17 protein-coding genes are annotated in these 16,817 nt (G+C 70.4%); 9 read left to right on the top strand and 8 right to left on the bottom strand.

Translation table 11 applies throughout. From position 1 onward, the window contains the following. Position 1: 1 nt before the first annotated feature. Positions 2-835 carry a class II glutamine amidotransferase gene (locus AB0D48_RS24150; RefSeq protein WP_362400536.1) on the bottom strand — a complete coding sequence of 278 codons (834 nt, stop codon included), beginning with the start codon at positions 833-835 and terminating at the stop codon, positions 2-4. 366 nt (positions 836-1,201) lie between these two features. Here AB0D48_RS24150 and AB0D48_RS24145 point away from each other — a divergent pair, with 366 nt between their 5' ends. Together AB0D48_RS24145 and AB0D48_RS24140 are read left to right on the top strand one after the other, a co-directional pair. Next, entirely contained in the window at positions 1,202-1,549 is a 348-nt protein-coding gene (locus AB0D48_RS24145) for a hypothetical protein (RefSeq protein ID WP_362400533.1), read from the top strand. A 54-nt stretch (positions 1,550-1,603) separates the two neighbouring features. Continuing rightward, positions 1,604-2,569, top strand: a complete 966-nt coding sequence (locus AB0D48_RS24140) for an NAD-dependent epimerase/dehydratase family protein (protein WP_362400530.1) — start codon at positions 1,604-1,606, stop codon at positions 2,567-2,569. Here AB0D48_RS24140 and AB0D48_RS24135 read toward each other — a convergent pair. Together AB0D48_RS24135 and AB0D48_RS24130 are read right to left on the bottom strand one after the other, a co-directional pair. Continuing rightward, positions 2,547-3,350, bottom strand: coding sequence for a pyridoxamine 5'-phosphate oxidase family protein (locus tag AB0D48_RS24135; RefSeq protein ID WP_362400527.1), 804 nt, complete (start codon positions 3,348-3,350; stop codon positions 2,547-2,549). The two genes, AB0D48_RS24140 and AB0D48_RS24135, sit on opposite strands and share 23 nt — an antisense overlap. Beyond that, complete coding sequence (locus AB0D48_RS24130) at positions 3,347-4,870, bottom strand: globin domain-containing protein (protein WP_362400524.1); 1,524 nt, start codon at positions 4,868-4,870, stop codon at positions 3,347-3,349. The genes AB0D48_RS24135 and AB0D48_RS24130 overlap by 4 nt, the downstream gene beginning before the upstream one ends. Positions 4,871-5,439: 569 nt before the next feature. Between AB0D48_RS24130 and AB0D48_RS24125 the strand changes: the two genes are divergently transcribed. Then, the gene (locus AB0D48_RS24125) at positions 5,440-6,618 is read left to right on the top strand and encodes a CopD family protein (RefSeq protein WP_362400521.1); all 1,179 of its coding nucleotides are present in this window, start codon (positions 5,440-5,442) and stop codon (positions 6,616-6,618) included. Here AB0D48_RS24125 and AB0D48_RS24120 read toward each other — a convergent pair. Further along, a complete protein-coding gene (locus AB0D48_RS24120) occupies positions 6,613-7,671 on the bottom strand; it encodes an aldo/keto reductase (protein WP_362400518.1) in 1,059 nt (352 codons plus the stop codon). The genes AB0D48_RS24125 and AB0D48_RS24120 overlap by 6 nt on opposite strands. A 97-nt stretch (positions 7,672-7,768) precedes the next feature. Between AB0D48_RS24120 and AB0D48_RS24115 the strand changes: the two genes are divergently transcribed. Next, the gene (locus AB0D48_RS24115) at positions 7,769-8,377 is read left to right on the top strand and encodes a TetR/AcrR family transcriptional regulator (RefSeq protein ID WP_362400515.1); all 609 of its coding nucleotides are present in this window, start codon (positions 7,769-7,771) and stop codon (positions 8,375-8,377) included. Here the strand turns inward: AB0D48_RS24115 and AB0D48_RS24110 are convergent. Next, positions 8,278-9,555: an MFS transporter gene (locus tag AB0D48_RS24110; protein ID WP_362400512.1), complete on the bottom strand. Its 1,278-nt coding sequence runs from the start codon at positions 9,553-9,555 to the stop codon at positions 8,278-8,280. The genes AB0D48_RS24115 and AB0D48_RS24110 overlap by 100 nt on opposite strands. A 78-nt stretch (positions 9,556-9,633) precedes the next feature. On the opposite strand from AB0D48_RS24110, the gene AB0D48_RS24105 reads away from it, so the two are divergent. Then, complete coding sequence (locus AB0D48_RS24105) at positions 9,634-10,533, top strand: LysR family transcriptional regulator (RefSeq protein WP_362400509.1); 900 nt, start codon at positions 9,634-9,636, stop codon at positions 10,531-10,533. Positions 10,534-10,535: 2 nt separating this feature from the next. Here the strand turns inward: AB0D48_RS24105 and AB0D48_RS24100 are convergent, their stop codons facing one another. Together AB0D48_RS24100 and AB0D48_RS24095 are read right to left on the bottom strand one after the other, a co-directional pair. Continuing rightward, positions 10,536-11,420, bottom strand: a complete 885-nt coding sequence (locus tag AB0D48_RS24100; protein WP_362400506.1) for a hypothetical protein — start codon at positions 11,418-11,420, stop codon at positions 10,536-10,538. Positions 11,421-11,520: 100 nt separating this feature from the next. Beyond that, positions 11,521-11,943, bottom strand: a complete 423-nt coding sequence (locus AB0D48_RS24095) for a DUF4345 domain-containing protein (RefSeq protein WP_362400503.1) — start codon at positions 11,941-11,943, stop codon at positions 11,521-11,523. Positions 11,944-12,028: 85 nt separating this feature from the next. Between AB0D48_RS24095 and AB0D48_RS24090 the strand changes: the two genes are divergently transcribed. Both AB0D48_RS24090 and thpR read left to right on the top strand, forming a co-directional pair. After that, positions 12,029-12,664 carry a helix-turn-helix domain-containing protein gene (locus tag AB0D48_RS24090; protein ID WP_362400500.1) on the top strand — a complete coding sequence of 212 codons (636 nt, stop codon included), beginning with the start codon at positions 12,029-12,031 and terminating at the stop codon, positions 12,662-12,664. Continuing rightward, the gene (thpR, locus tag AB0D48_RS24085) at positions 12,661-13,281 is read left to right on the top strand and encodes an RNA 2',3'-cyclic phosphodiesterase (protein ID WP_362400497.1); all 621 of its coding nucleotides are present in this window, start codon (positions 12,661-12,663) and stop codon (positions 13,279-13,281) included. Before AB0D48_RS24090 ends, thpR begins: the two co-directional genes overlap by 4 nt. Before the next feature lie 109 nt (positions 13,282-13,390). Here thpR and AB0D48_RS24080 read toward each other — a convergent pair whose 3' ends face one another. Next, positions 13,391-14,422, bottom strand: coding sequence for a saccharopine dehydrogenase NADP-binding domain-containing protein (locus AB0D48_RS24080; RefSeq protein WP_362400494.1), 1,032 nt, complete (start codon positions 14,420-14,422; stop codon positions 13,391-13,393). A 98-nt stretch (positions 14,423-14,520) separates the two neighbouring features. Here AB0D48_RS24080 and AB0D48_RS24075 point away from each other — a divergent pair, with 98 nt between their 5' ends. Both AB0D48_RS24075 and AB0D48_RS24070 read left to right on the top strand, forming a co-directional pair. Beyond that, the gene (locus AB0D48_RS24075; RefSeq protein WP_362400491.1) at positions 14,521-15,468 is read left to right on the top strand and encodes a helix-turn-helix domain-containing protein; all 948 of its coding nucleotides are present in this window, start codon (positions 14,521-14,523) and stop codon (positions 15,466-15,468) included. Positions 15,469-15,655: 187 nt separating this feature from the next. Further along, positions 15,656-16,699, top strand: coding sequence for a S66 peptidase family protein (locus tag AB0D48_RS24070; protein ID WP_362400488.1), 1,044 nt, complete (start codon positions 15,656-15,658; stop codon positions 16,697-16,699). The last annotated feature ends 118 nt before the right edge of the window (positions 16,700-16,817 follow it).

Genomic DNA, 16,817 nt, shown 5'->3' with positions numbered 1-16,817 from the left:
GTCATGCCGGTTCCGGTGTGAAGCGAAACATCTCGTCCGCGCCGGGCTGTACGACGCCGTAGGTGCTTTCGGGTACCTCGTTCCAGGCACCCGGCAGGTCACCGAGGGGCTCGGACACGATGAGTCGGGTCTCATCGGAAATGTCTTGCAGGAACGCCACATCGGGGTGCAGCCTGCGCAGTGCGTCCACTCGGCTGCTGTAGAACAACGACCGGGACTTGTGCTCGCTGGAGTAGCGGAAGGCCCAGACGGATTCGCCGTCGGTGATGGCGAGCGTCATCTGGAGCGGGAACTGCACTCCGTGCTCGCGCCCGGCGCGCTCCACCACGCCCGCCATCCGGGCCACGGCGGCCGGCGGGTCCTGGTCCAGGCCGAAGGTGAGGGCCAGGTAGAACATCACCTCGGAGTCCGTCGTCCCTTCGATGTCGGAGTACAGGGCAGGGTCGACGAGCAGGGTGAGGTCCCGGCGCATGAGGTGAAAACCGGCGACGGACCCGTTGTGCATGAACATCCAACGGCCGTGACGGAACGGGTGGCAATTCGATTGCTGCACGGCGGTCCCGGTCGACGCCCGGATGTGGGCGAAGAACAACGGGGAGCGGACATGATCCGCCATCTCCCGTAGGTTGCGATTGTTCCAGGCCGGGCCGACGTCCCTGAGGAGCGCAGGCGTGGTGTTGTCCTCCGTGAACCAGCCGATGCCGAAGCCGTCGCCGTTCGTCGTCTCAACACCCAGCTTGGAATGCAAGCTCTGGTCGATCAGCGAGTGCGCGGGTTTGTACAGGATGGTGTCGAGCAACATGGGTGTCCCCGAGTAGGCGAGCCATCGACACATGTGCGATCACCTGTGTTCCCAACTGCTAACTGCGGAATTTCCGCCTGGTCCCGCTCGGCCCGTATGCGGGGCCGTCAAGCGTTCGGGGCTCGTCGCTTCGTCCCGCAGCGCTGCGCACCCGGTCCGGGCCCGCCGACCGGGCGCTGCCTTTCCGGCAATCTCATTCTCGCGGCCCCCTCCGGTGATCGCCAGGTGGGCGGTGGGACCGGTGCGGGGGACCAGTGCGTGGGGTCCGGTGCGATCGCCGCGGGACGCCCTCCCTCCTTCGGCCGTCATCCCACCGGGTGCGCACCGGATGCCTCCCGGCGCGCGGCACGCCAGGCTGCGGTCAAGGGCAGCCATCACTGGACAGACGAGGACCGAACCATGTCCCACATCCGGCATATCGGCGTCATCACCGGGGCGGCGCTGCTGCTGCTCACGGCCACGGCCTGCTCGGCCGGCAAGACCACCCTGGGCGAACTCAGCTTCCGCGGCCACGACTCCCCGATCGAGCTCACGTACACGAACACCCCCGTCCAGGGCTGCCACGAGATCCGTCTGCCGCACGGCGCGACCCACGTGGAGAACTTCACCGAGCTCGACGTCGTCCTGTACCGGACACCGAAGTGCCAGAAGAACGACGAAGCTCCCGGAATCTACGTCCCGACTTCCACCTCGAACGTGACCGCCTCCGGCAGTTTGCCGTGGCGCAGCTTCAGCGTCGTCCACTGACTCACGGCGCGGGTGCCGGATGAGCGCTGCACGCCCTCGCGCTAGTGTTCGTGCGTGAGCCTTCATGTCGTGATGGGATTCGGGCCCGCCGGGGCGGCCACCGCTCGGCTGCTGGCCGAGCAGGGGCGTTCCGTACGGGTCGTCACCACATCCGGCCGGCGCCCCGAGCCCGGCATCGAACACATCGCGCTGGACGCGACGGACAGCCGGCGGCTGATCGAGGCGGCGCAGGGCGCCGACGCGATCTACAGCTGTGCCGCGCCGCCCTACCCTCGCTGGACCAGCCAGTGGCCGCCGCTGGCTTCGTCGGCCCGCGCCGCGGCCGAGGCGACCGGGGCCGTCCTGGTCGTGCTGGGCAACCTGTACGGCTACGGGCCGGTGGACGGTCCCATGACCGAGAAACTGCCGCTCGCGGCTACCGGCCCCAAGGGCAGGGTGCGCGCCGCCATGTGGGAGCAGGCGCGGAGCCTGCACGAGCAGGGTCGCATCAAGGCGGTCGAGGTGCGCGCCTCGGACTTCTTCGGGCCCGGCGTGACCGACGGCGGGCACCTGGCCGCGCGGGTCGTGCCACGGGTCCTGCGCGGCAAGCCGGTCACCACGCTCGGGGATCCGGACGCCCCGCACAGTTGGACCTACCTCCCCGATGTGGCCAGGGCCCTGGTCGAGGTCGCGGGCGAGGAACGGGCCTGGGGGCGGGCCTGGCACGTCCCCACGCAACCTGCGCTGACGACCCGGGAGATGGTCGACCGCCTTGCCGCCGAGGCCGGCGCCGGGCCGGTCGCGGTACGCAGACTCTCGCCGGCCGTGCTGGGTGTCGTGTCCGTCTTCTCCCCGCTGATCCGCGAACTGAAAGAGATCCGCTACCAGTTCGACCGTCCGTTCGTCGTGGATTCGAGCGCGTACGAAGCTGAATTCACCGTCCGGGCCACCCCCGTCGACGAGCAGGTCGGGGCGACGGTGGGCTGGTGGCGTGAGCGACTGGGCGCCACGGGCCCGGTCAGCGGAGCAGCCGACGTCTGAACCAGCCGCTGAACACCTGCTGCTCCTCGGCCCCGGCGGACCGCTGCGCGGCCCTCTCCAGGGCCCGTTCGGCCTCCGCGCGCCATGTCGCCGAGTCCGCACGGGGCGGGGGCATGAACGGGCCTCGCTCCGGGGCTTCGGCGGCGGCTCCGAAGAAATCGCCGCCCTTGCGCTTGAAGTCGTCCGTTCCCCACGCCCGGCCGCGGGCGTGCGCGGGCACTTTCTGCAGATGGGGAATGTGCTTGGCACAGTGGATGTACGCCTCATCGACGGCGATCTCCACCCACACCTGGGCACGGCGGCCGGGCACGGTATCGACAGCGAGCCCGAAGTGGGCCCGGCGCATGTCGTCGTCCGCCACGACCCGTGCCCTGCCGTTGACATGGAGCCCGATGCGGTCCCGGAGGAAGTCCACCATGAGGATGCCGACGTGGGGGTTCTCCTCGATGTTGCCGAGGCTGGCCTGTACGCCGTTGCCCCGGTACTCGGGGTAGGCGAGCGTCACGTCGTCCAAGACGTGGAGGAAGCCGGGCGGGCCGGCGCGGAAGGTGTTGTCGCACTCGCCGTGCCGGTCCGAGGTCGCCAGGAAGAACATCTCCTGTCGTGCCACGAACTCCCGCATCCGGGTGTTGAGCCGGTCGAGGACCTGTTCGGCATAGAACGTGTCGGCACGCTCGGCAGTGCCCGCGCGCTGCTGGACCAGGTGTTCGCCGTCGCTGCCCGGGCGTGTGGTGCGTACCGGCGCCACGTGCTGGCGACCGGCATGTTCGGATGTGCTCAATTCCTTGCCCCGACCAGTTCCTCGATGGAGTCGTGCCGTATGCGGTGCGTGGGCATGCCGATGCCCACCAGGGTGTCGACGCCGCGGCGGATCATGCCCGGCGGGCCGGACAGGTACGCGTCGTAGGTGTGCCACGGTCCGTACTGGCAGACCGCGTCCGGGAGTTGGCCGCACAGGTTGCCGTCGAGGCCGTCGTCGACGACCGGACGGACCAGGAGCCAGGGGTGCGACTGCTGCATGCGGAGCATGGTGTCGATGTCGTACAGGTCGTGGTCGTGGCGGGCTCCGTAGAACACCTGGACGGAACGTCGCCGGCCGTGCTGGGCCACGTCCTCGATCAGGGCTTTGATGGGCGCGATGCCGGTGCCGCCGCCGAGGCAGAGCAGCCCGTTGTCGGTGCTGTGGTCCACGGTCATGGATCCGGCGGGGGGACCGAGACGGATCACGTCCCCCGGGCGGGCGCGGCGCACGAGGGCACTGGAGACCCAGCCCGCCGGCACGGCCTTGACGTGGAAGGAGAGCAGCCCGTCGGAACGGGGGGCCGAGGCGAAGGAGTAGTGCCGCCAGACCCGCGGCCACCAGGGCGTCTCCAGGGCCGCGTACTGCCCGGCGAGGAAGGGGTAGGGCGCGTCGGGCCGGACCGTCACGACCGCGATGTCCGGCGTCCGCATCTCGTGGGCGACCACTTCCGCCTGCCACCAGGCGGGTGCGCGCAGCTCGTCCTGGGCCGCGGCGTCAATCATGATCTGGGAGATCGCGGTGTAGGCGCCCACCCAGGCGGCCTCGGTTCGTGGACCCCAGCTCCGTTCGGCGTACTGGGAGAGAGCGCCGAGGAGGCACTCCCCGACGGCCGGGTAGTGCTCGGGAAGGGTGCCGTACTTCCGGTGCCCCCGGCCGAGATGGGACAGGTACGCGGTCAGGGTGGCGGGGTCGTCCACATGTGTCGCGGCGGTGAGCAGCGCTTTGAAGAGGCGGTCGCGCTGGGTGTCCATCGCTGCGGGGAAGAGGGCCCGCAGGTCGGGGTGCCGGAGGAAGAGCAGGGCGTAGAAATGCGACGTGACCTTGTCGGCGATCGGATCGATCTCGGCCAGGGTGCGGCGCAGCAGCGCGGCGTCCGAGGTGTCCTCGGGCGCCGTGGCCCGTCTGTCCTGCGCAGTTGGTGCGGAGTCACGGGCCGGCGGTACGGAGTCGCGGTCTGCCGGTACGGACCGATGGGCTGCCGGTACGGACTCGTTTGCCGTCGGTACGGACTCGCGGGCAGGCTCCGGGTGCGCGGTCGGCCGGGGCGGCGGAGCCGGCGCCGGCGCGGGCGTCCCGGGTGCCGTACGGCTCCTGTCGGCACCGCTGCCCACAGGGCGTACCGGCGTGACCGGACGGCTGGGTATCCGGTCCTCCACGTCCCGGCGCTGCCGGTCCGTCCCCGTCGTTCCCCTGCTCGGGCTTCGGCCGAACCAGCCCCCGTCCCGACTCGTTCCGCCGGAGCCGTGGTCATCAGCCGACGTGTTGGTCGGAGCATCCATCGGTTTGCCTCGCCTCAAACGTCTCTCGGTCGGTCTTCGGACGTGGAGTCCGCGTGTGCCCCGATTTCCCTCGCCCTATCGGAATTCCCGGCGATTCACACCCATCTCTTCAAAGCTGCTGATACATGCCGCACTTGATGCTCGACGGGCATCCGGGCGGGCGAACGGGCTCGACCATACCCCGCCTCCGCGAATTCACGAACGCGCCCCTCGACCACCAGCACGGAGGCGGATTCTTGCTGGTCAGGACGCCTTATGGGGCAGGAACTCGGAGCGGCGGGAAAGTTACCACCGAGTTGGACCGAAGCCACAAGCCGCTCGCCACGCAGTTATGAGGGATGCGCCGAAGATGAACTCGCGGGGCCGCCCGAACTCCTCACAGAGCTCTCGCGGGGTCTTCACAATCCCTCCCCCTCAACAACGCTCCGCGGACGGCCCCCCGGCCGTCCACCCCGAGCGCGCACACCCGAGGGCCGGGGCCCGGCGGTCAACCGGCGGCCAGAGGTAACGGCTTGGTCATGCACAGGGGGCCTCGACGGATGCGGTCAGACTTAGGTTAGCCTGCCCTTATGATTTCCATACCTCTGGCCGCCGAGGCCGGCTACACGGTGCCTCCGCTGTGGCGCATCCTCACCAAGTCCGGCTACTTCATCGGCCTGTCCGGAGCCATCGGCGCCACGGTGACCTACGCCGCGTCCATCCGGCCCGCACTGCGCGCACCGGATAACAGCAGCGGTGACATCGACGTCGTGAGACGAAGAACGGCCGGGTACCTGGCCTGGGCGGGGGTGGTTCTGTTGGTCGCGGGCTACTTCCAGCTCGCCGCCCGCCTGGCCCGGGCCGGCAAGGGCATGCCGTTCGGTGACGCCCTCGCGCCGGGACGGATCTGGGACTTCCTGCTCGCGCCTGCGGCGAAGGGGGCCTGGGTCGCGCAAGGCACGATCTACCTGGTCCAGAACCTCGTACTGGTCCTTGCGTCCGTCGCCTTGATCTCGCTCTTCCTTCCCCGGGCGCGCCGGCACGTGAATGCCCTCGCGATGACCGCCCTGCCCCTGAGCCTCGCGGTGACGCTCGTCGCAGCGGTTCCGGCCACCAAGCCGAAAGACGCGGACAAGTGGCTGGACCTCGTGTTCGCACAGACCCACATCGTCAGCGGCGTGGTCTGGGTCGGCGGTCTGGCCCTGCTCGCCGCCCTCGCCGGCGGGCGCAGCCGTATGAGTGAGAACGCGGGCGCACTGTGGGCCGACATCTGGCGCCGCTTCGCATTCGTCGCCCTGATCTGTGTCGGCGCGGTGTTCACCTCCGGTCTGTGGATGAGCTGGAAGCACGTCGGCTCCATCAGCCAGCTCTGGACGACGACCTACGGGCTCTTCCTCCTCGTCAAGATCCTCCTGGTCCTCGGCATGGTCACGGCCGGCGGCATCAACCAGTTCTGGCTGATGCCCCGTATCGCCCAGGCCCGCCGCGACGATGCCACGTCCTCCCTCCTGCACCTGACGCTGGGGCACTTCCCGAAGGTGGTCTGGGCCGAGGTCGCCCTCGGGATCGCCGTCCTGGCTGTCGTCCCCTTCCTCGGTGGCTCGGCCCGTTCCGAGGCGGGCAGCCCCCCGGCCGTGTCGAGCGGCAGCGTCTTCGCGATGGGCGCCGTCCTCGTCCTCGCCCTCGCGGCTTCGCTCTACATCACGGTCAGGACCTCGGACGCGCTCGCGCGGCGCACGGCTGCGGCACCGGTCGCGGCCGCGTCATGACGCCTGCCGGAGCGCGGGAGAGATCAGCGGCGGGTTGAGGCGCGCGAAGCCTTCCTGCCGCTCGTACGGGAAGTACGGGTACGGCGCCGGCTTGTGACTCGCCGCGTCGAGCCGGGCCGTCTGCTCGGCCGTCAGCTTCCAGCCGACCGCGCCGATGTTCTGGCGGAGCTGTTCCTCGTTGCGCGCGCCGATGATGACGGAGGACACCGTGGGACGCTGCAGCAGCCAGTTGATGGCCACCTGCGGAATCGTCCTGCCGGTGTCCTTCGCCACCTCGTCGAGCGCATCGACGACGTCGAAGAGGCGCGCGTCCTCGACCGGCGGCCCGTAGTCGGCGGTCTGGTGGAGCCGGCTCTCCGGGGGCAGCGCCAGGCCCCGGCGCACCTTCCCCGTCAGGCGCCCCCAGCCCAGCGGGCTCCACACCATCGCGCCAACGCCTTGGTCGTGGCCGAGGGGCATCAACTCCCATTCGTAGTCCCGGCCGACGAGCGAGTAGTAGACCTGGTGCGCCACGTACCGGGGGTAGCCGCCCTCGTCGGCCGCGGCGAGGGACTTCATCAGCTGCCAGCCCGCGAAATTGGACACGCCGACGTACCGGATCTTGCCGGCCCGCACCAGCTGGTCGAGCGTGGAGAGCACCTCCTCGACCGGAGTGCCGGCGTCGAAGGCGTGCATCTGGAAGAGATCGATGTAGTCGGTGCCGAGCCGGCGCAGGGCGTCCTCCGTCGCCTTGATCAGGCGCGAACGGGACGAGCCGGCATCCCCCGGCCCGTCCCCCGTCGGCAGGCCGGTCTTGGTCGACAGGAGCACCCGGTCACGCCTGCCCCTGATCGCCTCCCCCAGTACCTCCTCCGACGCTCCCGCCGAGTACACGTCCGCGGTGTCGAACATCGTGATGCCCGCTTCCAGGCAGATGTCCACGAGCCGGCGCGCCTCTTGCGCGTCCGTACTGCCCCAGGCGCCGAACAGCGGCCCCCGGCCACCGAACGTGCCGGCTCCGAAGCTCAGAGCGGGGACCTTGAGACCGGACGCACCGAGTTGCCTGTATTCCATGACGAAACCCCTCCAGCGAGCATTAACAGCACCACAGACCCTTTAAGGTGAGTACAACGTAACAGCGAACGACGACTAATGGAACCGGAGACCCGTTATGGCGACCAGAGAGCCCGATCCGGGGACCGTGCGTCCCGGTGGGCGTACGGCACGGGTCCGGGCGGCGGTGCTGCAGGCGGCCGGGGACACCCTGGCCGAGTTCGGCTTCCACGGACTGGATCTCGCCGAGGTCGCCCGGCGCGCCGAGGTCGGGAAGACCACCGTGTACCGCCGCTGGGGAACCGTGGCCGCCCTCGTCGCGGACCTGCTGACCGACATGGCCGAGCAATCGCTGCCGCACGCCGAGACGGGCTCGCTGCTCGGCGACCTCCGGGCCAACGCCGAACTCGTACGGCGCACGCTGGCGGATTCCCGCCAGGGCGCGCTGTTCAAGGCGGTGATCGCCGCGGCCACGACCGACGAGAGGACCGCCGAGGCGCTGCACCGGTTCTACGAGGTACGCGTCACGGAGTGGGCGCCCTGTGTCCGACAGGCCGTCGAGCGGGGCGAGTTGCCGACGGGCACCGACGCCGAAGAAGTGGTCCGCGCAGTCTCGGCCCCGCTGTACTACAGGTTCCTGACCACCGGCGCCCCCCTCGACGAGGCCGCGGCCGAGCGGGCGGTACGAGCAGCCGTGGCGGCGGCGCGCGCGGGAGCCTTCACCTGAGACCGCTCCAGTACCCGGAGCACCACGGTCCCGGCGGAAAGGGCGGCGCCCAGGACGCACACGCCGGTCCAGCCGCCGTTCACCCAGAGCACCGATGTGAGCGCGGAGCCCGCGGCGCCCCCGGCGAAAAGGGCGGTCAGGAAGGCGGAGTTGATCCGGTTGCGCGCCTCGGGACTGAGCGCGTAGAGGACGTTCTGCGTGCTGTTGAGCACCGCCTGATGTGCCAGGTCCAGCACGATCACGCCGACGAGCAGCCAGACGAGCGAGCGCGCCCCCGCCGCGATCGCAAGCCAGGACGCCAACAGCAGGACCGTCCCGGCGCCGGTCACGATCTGTACGTGCCCGCGGTCGGCCAGGCGTCCTGCCACCGTGGCGGTCAGCGCGCCCGCGACGCCGACCAGGCCGAACAGGCCGATGGCCGACTCCGACCAGCCGTACGGCGGCCGTACGAGCAGGAAGGTCAGTGCCGTCCACAGCACGCTGAACGAGGCCAGGCTCAACGCGCCGATGCCCGCCCGCCACCGCAGCAACGGCTCGTACCGGAACATCGCGACCGTCGAACGCAGCAGCCCCGGGTAGGAAAGGCGTCGGCCGTCTCCGCCGAGCCGGGGCAGGAAGACACGCAGCAGCACGGCCATCAGAGCCATGAGGACCGCATGCACCCAGTAGACCGTCCGCCACCCGCCCAGCTCCGACAACGCTCCGGACGCGGTCCGCGCCAGCAACAGGCCGAGCATCAGCCCGGTCATCACCGTACCGACCACCCGACCGCGTTCCGCCGGATCCGCCAGCGTCGCCGCGAACGGCACCACCACCTGCGCTCCCACCGAGGTCAGCGCGGTCAGGGCCGTACCGGCCAACAGCACCGTACCGCTGGCCGCGGTGGCCGACACCAGCAGGAACACCGCGGTCGCCGCGTAGAGCGACACCGCCAGCCGCCGCCGCTCCAGCAGATCGCCGAGCGGCACCAGCAGGATCAGTCCCAGCGCGTACCCGCCCTGCGCGACCGTCACCGTCAGCGCCGCCAGGGTGGGTCCGAGCGCCAACTCCCTGCTGATCAGGTCGAGCAGGGGCTGCGCGAAGTAGTTGCCCGCGGCCGCCAGGCCTGTCGCCACGGACATGAGCAGGAGCAGGCCGCGCGACAGGCTACCGTCCGTGCGAGGTCTCGTCATCGTCATGCGCCCAGCCTCGGGACAGGGCATCGATGAGTCCAACACATGTTTGTCATCGAACCGATCGTGGATCACGATTGATCCATGGAGCTTCAGCAGATGCGCTACGTCGTCGCTGTCGCGGAGACGCGCAACTTCACCCGCGCCGCCGAGCAGTGCCTGGTCGTCCAGTCCGCCCTGAGTCACCAGATCGCCCGCCTGGAACGCGAGTTGGGTGCCAAACTGTTCGACCGCACCAGCCGCCGCGTCCGGCTGACACCCGCCGGCGAGGCGTTCCTCCCCGCGGCCCGTCAGGCTCTCGACGCCGCCGAACGAGCCCGCGCCGAGGTGGCGGCCGCAGCAGGTGAGATCCGGGGCCGGCTCGCCATCGGCGCCATACCCACCGTCGTGGCGGTCGACCTCCCGTCCGCGCTGCAACAGTTCCACTCGCGCCATCCGGAGGTACGGATCAGCCTGCGCGCGGGCGCGAGCGAGGAGCTGATCGAACGGGTGCGGCAGGGCACTCTGGACGCCGCCTTCCTGGGGCTCCCCCCGGGGGCACGCCCCGAGGGCGTCCGCGGCCGCGAACTGGCGCGCGGTGAACTGGTCGCCGTGGTGACACCCGGCCATCCGCTGGCGGACGAGGAGCCCGTGGACCTGCACCAGCTGTCGGACGAACCGTTCGTGGACTTCCCCCCGGGCACCGCCGCGCGGGTCCAGTCGGACGAGGCGTTCGCAGCGGCCGGGGTCCGGCGCGACGTCGCCTTCGAAGTGACGAACGTGGACTTCATGGCTCGCCTGATCCGGCAGGGCCTGGGCATCGGGATGCTGCCCGCCGCCTTCGTGTGCGAACTCCCCGACCTGCCCGTCGTCCGGCTCCGCGACGCTCCCGCCCGGGTGGAGCACCTCATCTGGAGCCGCTTCCCTCCCTCCCCCGCCGCCGCCGCGTTCCTGTCCGCCCTCGGCATCCCGGCAGCGGAGTCCTCACGCCCGTCAGGCTCGTGACCTCAGACGTCCGTCGGGGCATGGAGGGTCAGGGTCATGGTCCAGGTGTGGACGGTGTGCCGGGTCGGGCGACGGGGGTGCGGCGCGGCAATGACCGCGGTGATGTACTGGCCGTCGCGGCGCAGACCTTCCGTGCGGCCGGAGGCCTCGTCGGGGTCGGAGGGCAGGAGTTGTGCGAGGACCACGGCGCCGAGTTCGCGGTCGACAGCGCGCAGCACCCCCGCGTCGAGGACGAGGATGGTGCCGTCCTCCAGGACCAGCGGACGCGGGGCCGTCGGGCTGTTCAGAAGCGGTCCGCGTCGGACGATGCCGCCGGGCAGCAGACGGACCACGCGGCTGCTGGTCGGAACGTTGCGGTCGGTCTCGACGACCCGGATGCCGGTGCCGATGACGTAGTGGCCGTAGCTTCGCCAGGAATCGGTCAGAACGCCGTCGCGGTCGTGCTCCCAGGTGTCGAAGGAGTCGTAGCCCTCCAGGCCGAGCAGGAAGCGGCCTCCGCGGAGGGCTGCGCCGCGCTCGCCGCGCAGTTCGGCGATCTGGGTGCCGTCCGCCAGGTCGAGCAGCAGGGCCGGGCCGAGGTGGCCCCAGGCGGTGTACTCCAGCGAGTCCGTGGTGACCAGGACCCGGCCTCCGGAAATGTGGGCGGCGTTGGGGCGGCCGGCGCAGTGGCGGGTCCACCGGGTGTGGCCCGAGGCATCGATGCAGCTGACCGTCCTCACCCCGCCGTGGATGCGCAGACCGTCCCGCGAGGCGAGCGGCCGGAGGTCTCCGGCCTCGTGCCGCTCGTACGGCGGACGGCCGGTCTTCCGCGTGTGCTTGACCACGCTGACACGCCAGTGCGCGGAGAACTCCCCCTCCGCGCGGCTGCTCTCCCCCTGGTTCACCATGGCCGCGAGGCTAGCCGCCGTCTCCGCAAGGACCGGCACCCCATCCGCTGACCAGGCCGGTGCAGGTCAGCGCCAAGCGCCTCGGACCCCGCTGCACCCCTTATCCCGTGGACGGGTCAACGACCTGGACCCGGGCCCTGAACGTCTTCTCCTCGGCGTCCGCCAGCCAGAAGAACAGCGGCGGCAGCGCCAGTTCGACGACCGCCAGCACCACCTGGAACCAGTGCGGCCACCCGGCCACGGCGAGGGACAGCAGCCGTCCGAGCGCACCCAGCAGGAACACCCCGGCCAGCCACCGCACCGCCCCCGCAGGGACCGGTGACTGCCGGGCCGCCCAGATCCAGCCGAGGCCGTACCCGGCGAAGATCGCACCGAAGAACCGCCCCAGGCTGTCGACCGTCGGCCCTGCCGAGCCGCCGCCCGGGATCGAAGCATTGCCGAGCAGCACGTGGAGAAGCCCGATCGCCACGCAGGCGTACCCCATCGTCAGCACGAGCCCCCGAAGCACACTGGCCCTCGTCATGGTCCGGCCACCACCCCTCCGCTAGTAGACACGCGTACACCAGGGTACGGCCGACTAGTAGACGCATGTCAAGTAACATGCACCCGTGTCTCCCCGTCAGCGGCTCAGCCCCGCCGAACGCCGTGCCCAGCTCCTCGCCGTCGCCGCGCAGCTCTTCGCCGCGCACCCCTACGACGACGTGCTGATGGAGGACGTCGCCGTGCGCGCCGGGGTCTCCCGGGCGCTGCTCTACCAGCATTTCCCGGGCAAGCGCGACCTGTTCGCCGCCCTCTACCAGCAGGTGGCCGAGCAACTGCTCGCCAAGACGCGGCTCGATCCCGCCGACACCCTGATCGAGCAGCTCGTCCAGGGCTTGGACGCGCACATCGAATACTTCGCGGAAAACCGCCACACCGTGCTGGCGGCGAACCGGGTACTTGCCGGAGACCGCCTGGTCCAGACGATCATCGCCGACGAACTGGACGCCCTGCGCGAGCGGCTGCTCGGCGTGCTTCCGCTCGCCGACGACGGCACCCGGAAGGCCGTGTCGGGCGTCCTGAAGAGCTGGCTGGTGTTCGTCCAGGTGCTGTGCGTGGACTGGCTCACCGAAGAGACCTGCACCCGTGCCGAACTGCGCGACGTGTGCATCGGCGCCGTGCTGGGCGCCATCCGGCCGCTTCTCGACGAGGATCCCGCCCCGGACTGGCCCCCCGCTCCACTGCCCGCACGGAACAGACCATGACCGAACGACCCGAGAGCGGTACGAAGTCCCTCGTGAGCGAACATATTCAGGTCTCGACCGTGCGCGTGTTCATCGCCCTCGCCCCGCCCGACGACGCGAAGGAGGAGCTGGCACGCGAGCTGGGGCCCGCCTACGACGCGTACCCGCGCATGCGATGGAACCGCATCGAGGACTGGCACATCACCCTGGCGTTCCTCGGCGAACTCCCGGTGACGACCGTGCCACTGCTGCAGCCCCCCCTCGCCGACCTGGCGGCCACGCGCCGGCCCCTGCAACTGGCCTTGCGCGGTGGCGGACACTTCGACGAGCGGGTGCTGTGGAGCGGGATCGACGGAGACCTCGAAGGACTGCACCTCCTCGCCACGGAGGTGCGCACCATGGTCAAGGAATGCGGTGTCGCCTATGAAGGCCGGCCGCTGCGGCCCCACCTGACACTGGCCCGCTCACGCCGCAGCGATCCCTCCAGCACGGTGGAAGCCGCCGCGGCACTCGCCGCGTTCACCGGCCGCCCTTGGCGAGCCGAACGCCTGCACCTGGTCGGCAGCAACCACAGCCGCGGACCCGGGCCGATCCGCTACCGCGACATCGAAGCCTGGAACTTCGGCGGCAGGGTCTGAAAGGCATCCTCGCACCGGGCCGAAGTGTGGCGGGCCGGCCGCACACCCGAACGGACACCGGGACAGCCGGAGGAGCACGTGCCGGGACAGCTGCGCAAGAGCGCGGGCGTCAGTGCGGGAGTTCGACGGACAGGTGGGGGGTCAGCGCGCGGAGGAAGTCCGCCGCGTCGAACATGGCCCCGGCCGAGGCCACGCCCGTTGTCCTCGTGTGCCCGTCCAGGATGCGCGCGACGGCCTCCACCGCCAGGGGGGCGGTGATCGCGTAGATGTCCTGACCGCGCGCCGTGGCACGGCGCTCGACGCCGCCCGCGCTGACCAGGACGTCGACGACGAACGTCTGGTCCGACCGTCCGAGGGCGTCGACCGGCTCCGGCGCCGGTGTGTTCTCGTCGGCCAAGTCCCTCGCGGCTTCGACGGCCATGTGGGTGCGGACTTCAGGCACGGCCAAGTGGCTCGGAACGGTGACGACATCGGCCATGGTGAACTCCGCGATCACCGCTCGCCGCCCCAGTGGCTCCGGAAAGACCCACTCCTGCTCCGATGCCTTGTCGTCGTGGTACTGCAGCGCACCGTCCGTGAACCGCACCCGACGGCCCGCGCGGCGCTCATGGGAGACCTGACCGGCCGCCCGGGTGCCGGGCGTGGGATGCCAGCTGGTCAACCCGTACGCAACGTGCGCCACGTCCGCAGCAGTCCACTCCCCCATCGCCGCGGTCACCAGCAGGTCACCCAGTCCACCGTAGAAGGCCATCGCCGGCACCACGGGGACGGCTGCCTTCCGGGCTGCGTCCGCGTAGTCGGCGAACATGGAGACGTTGGCCTCGATCTCTGCCGCGACGTCGACGTACGGGATCCCCGCGCGCAAGGCTGCCTCGACAATCGGGCCTCCCGTCACCGCGAAGGGTCCGGCGCAGTTGACGACAGCCGCCGCGCCGGCGAGGGCCCGGTCCAGTGAGCTCGCGTCGTCCACGGTGGCCGGCCGCACCACCGCACCAGGCCACTCGGCCGCCAGCGCCTCCAACTGCGCCGCGTCACGGCCGGAGATGACGGTGGCGAAGCCGCGCCTTCGCAGCTCGGCGACGACGAAGCGACCGGTGTGTCCTGTCGCCCCGTAGACCACGACTGCAGCTGCTGTACCCATGGTTCCCCCGTATCTCGATGTGCTGACGAGTCCAGTCTCGCCGCAGGCGCCACCCGGCCGTGATGGTCCGGAACGACATCACCCATACACTTTCGGACATGCCCACTGTCGCCCTGCTGACCGCCGGTCACCTGCTGCACTTCGAGCTCGCGGTGGCTTGCGAGATCTTCGGCAATCCCCCGCGCGAAGCCGCACAGGGCTGGTACGACGTACTGCTCTGCGGGCCCGGGCCGGTGCAGGTCGGCCCGTTCTTGGTCGAGCCCGACCACGGGCTGGAGCGCATGGTCGGCGCCGACACCGTGATCGTGCCCGCCTGCGCCGACATCGACGATCCGCCGCCTGCGGAGGTGATCGAAGCCGTACGCGCTGCCCACGCGTCGGGAGCCCGGGTCGCATCCCTCTGCACAGGAGCGTTCGTACTCGGTGCCGCGGGCCTGCTGGACGGCCGGCGGGCCACCACCCACTGGGCTCACGCCGCGGAGCTGAGCGCACGCCATCCGCGGGCCGTGGTCGACCCGGACGTGCTGTACACGGACAACGGCAGCGTACTCACGGCCGCGGGCAAGGCCGCAGCCGTGGACCTCTGCCTCCACCTGATCCACCTCGACCACGGCGCCGCCATCGCCAACTCCGTCGCCCGCCGCCTCGTCATGCCGCCGCACCGGCCCGGCGGTCAGGCCCAGTTCGTGTCCACGCCGATGCAGGTCACGGGCGACCACACGCTGGCCCACCTGTTCGCCTGGGTCCAGCAGCGGCTGGACCAGCCGCTGACCGTGACCGACATGGCCCGGCAGGCGAACACGAGCCCGCGCAATCTCGGGCGGCAGTTCCACTCGGTGATCGGGCAGACGCCGATCCAGTGGCTCATAAGCCAGCGCGTACGTCGCGCCCAGGAGCTGCTCGAGACCACCGACGAGACCATCGAGGCGGTCGCCCTCGCCACCGGCATGGGTACCGCCACGACACTTCGGCGCCAGTTCAAGCGGATCGTCGGGGTCCCGCCCGACAGCTACCGCCGCTCGTTCCACAACGGAGAGCCGGCCTGACCCACGGGGGGCCGGCGCTCGTCACCGGCGTCCGCCGCCGGACTTCGCGCACGTCCAGCGCCCGCCTCCCAGCGGGGATTACGCCGTCCGCGGGAGCGCGAAGTCGGGCTCGGCAGGCGCACGCCGGAAATGAGCGCGCCGAAATGATCGGTGCGGCATCAGTCCCGCCGACTTCTACGATCATCAAATGACTGATCCTCTTTACCCCGCCAAGCCCCGCCCCGGAGACAGGGTTGCGGTGCTCTCCCCCTCGTCCGGTCTGCCCGGGCTCTTCCCTCTGCCCTACGAATTGGGGCTGCGCCGGCTCCAGGACGACTTCGGACTGACGGCAGTGGAATACCCGACCACGCGGAAGATGGGTGCGACGCCCGAGGAACGGGCCGCGGACATCCACACCGCCTTCGCGGATCCCGATATCAAGGCAGTGATCGCCAGTATCGGCGGAGACGACCAGATCACCGTCCTCCCCCATCTCGACGGCGGTCTGCTGCGCGCCCATCCCAAGCCGTTCTTCGGATACAGCGACAACACCAACCTGCTGCTGTTCCTGCGGAACCTGGGCATCGTCGGTTACCACGGCGGCTCGGTCATGGTCGAACTCGGACGGCCCGGCGCGATGCACCCGTTGACCGCGGACTCCCTCCGGGCGGCGCTGTTCACCTCGGGCGAGTACGAGCTGACTGCGTCACGCACCTGCGGGGACGTCAACCGCCCCTGGGAGGATCCGCACACCTTCGTGTCCGAACCGGAAATGGAGCCCTCCGACTGCTGGTCCTGGCACAACGGCGACCGGGTGGTCGAGGGGATCGGCTGGGGAGGCAACCTGGAGGTCATCTCCTGGATGCTGATGGCCGACCGCGCGGTGCTGCCGGTCGATGCCTACGCCGGCAACGTGCTCTTCCTGGAAACCTCCGAGGAGATGCCGCGCGCCGAAGAGGTCTACCGGATCCTGCGGCACATGGGCGAACGCGGGCTGCTGCAACAGTTCCCCGCGCTGCTGATGGGCAGGGCCAAGAGCTGGTCGTTCGAGAACCGGTTCGGTACCGAGGAGAAGGCGCGCTTCCGCCGGCAACAGCGCGAGGCGGTGCTGCGCGCCCTCCGGCAGTACGCCCCCGACACCATGGTGGTGTTCGACGTCGACCTCGGCCACACCGACCCGCAGCTCGTGGTCCCCGTCGGAGGACGAATTCGGGTGGACGGCCCGGCACGCCGGATCGTCGTCACCTACTGAGCCGGGCCGACCCGGAGCCGAACGACGTGGCGTCCCCATCGGTGGTCCCTGATCGAAGCACATGATTCCGCCGCGGCGGCCAACCGGTCAGGAATCGAGAAGCGTCGGTCACCGAGCC

The organism is Streptomyces sp. NPDC048269 (assembly GCF_040652395.1).
Lineage (GTDB): Bacteria > Actinomycetota > Actinomycetes > Streptomycetales > Streptomycetaceae > Streptomyces.
This window is presented reverse-complemented; position numbering and strand designations above follow the sequence as displayed.

Bases quoted from the DNA above. Each gene is read 5' to 3' on its own strand.
- AB0D48_RS24150 (WP_362400536.1), bottom strand. From the start codon at position 835: ATGTGTCGATGGCTCGCCTACTCGGGGACACCCATGTTGCTCGACACC.
- AB0D48_RS24145 (WP_362400533.1), top strand. From the start codon at position 1,202: ATGTCCCACATCCGGCATATCGGCGTCATCACCGGGGCGGCGCTGCTG.
- AB0D48_RS24130 (WP_362400524.1), bottom strand. From the start codon at position 4,870: ATGGATGCTCCGACCAACACGTCGGCTGATGACCACGGCTCCGGCGGA.
- AB0D48_RS24125 (WP_362400521.1), top strand. From the start codon at position 5,440: ATGATTTCCATACCTCTGGCCGCCGAGGCCGGCTACACGGTGCCTCCG.
- AB0D48_RS24120 (WP_362400518.1), bottom strand. From the start codon at position 7,671: ATGGAATACAGGCAACTCGGTGCGTCCGGTCTCAAGGTCCCCGCTCTG.
- AB0D48_RS24115 (WP_362400515.1), top strand. From the start codon at position 7,769: ATGGCGACCAGAGAGCCCGATCCGGGGACCGTGCGTCCCGGTGGGCGT.
- AB0D48_RS24110 (WP_362400512.1), bottom strand. From the start codon at position 9,555: ATGACGATGACGAGACCTCGCACGGACGGTAGCCTGTCGCGCGGCCTG.
- AB0D48_RS24105 (WP_362400509.1), top strand. From the start codon at position 9,634: ATGGAGCTTCAGCAGATGCGCTACGTCGTCGCTGTCGCGGAGACGCGC.
- AB0D48_RS24100 (WP_362400506.1), bottom strand. From the start codon at position 11,420: ATGGTGAACCAGGGGGAGAGCAGCCGCGCGGAGGGGGAGTTCTCCGCG.
- AB0D48_RS24095 (WP_362400503.1), bottom strand. From the start codon at position 11,943: ATGACGAGGGCCAGTGTGCTTCGGGGGCTCGTGCTGACGATGGGGTAC.
- thpR (WP_362400497.1), top strand. From the start codon at position 12,661: ATGACCGAACGACCCGAGAGCGGTACGAAGTCCCTCGTGAGCGAACAT.
- AB0D48_RS24080 (WP_362400494.1), bottom strand. From the start codon at position 14,422: ATGGGTACAGCAGCTGCAGTCGTGGTCTACGGGGCGACAGGACACACC.
- AB0D48_RS24075 (WP_362400491.1), top strand. From the start codon at position 14,521: ATGCCCACTGTCGCCCTGCTGACCGCCGGTCACCTGCTGCACTTCGAG.
- AB0D48_RS24070 (WP_362400488.1), top strand. From the start codon at position 15,656: ATGACTGATCCTCTTTACCCCGCCAAGCCCCGCCCCGGAGACAGGGTT.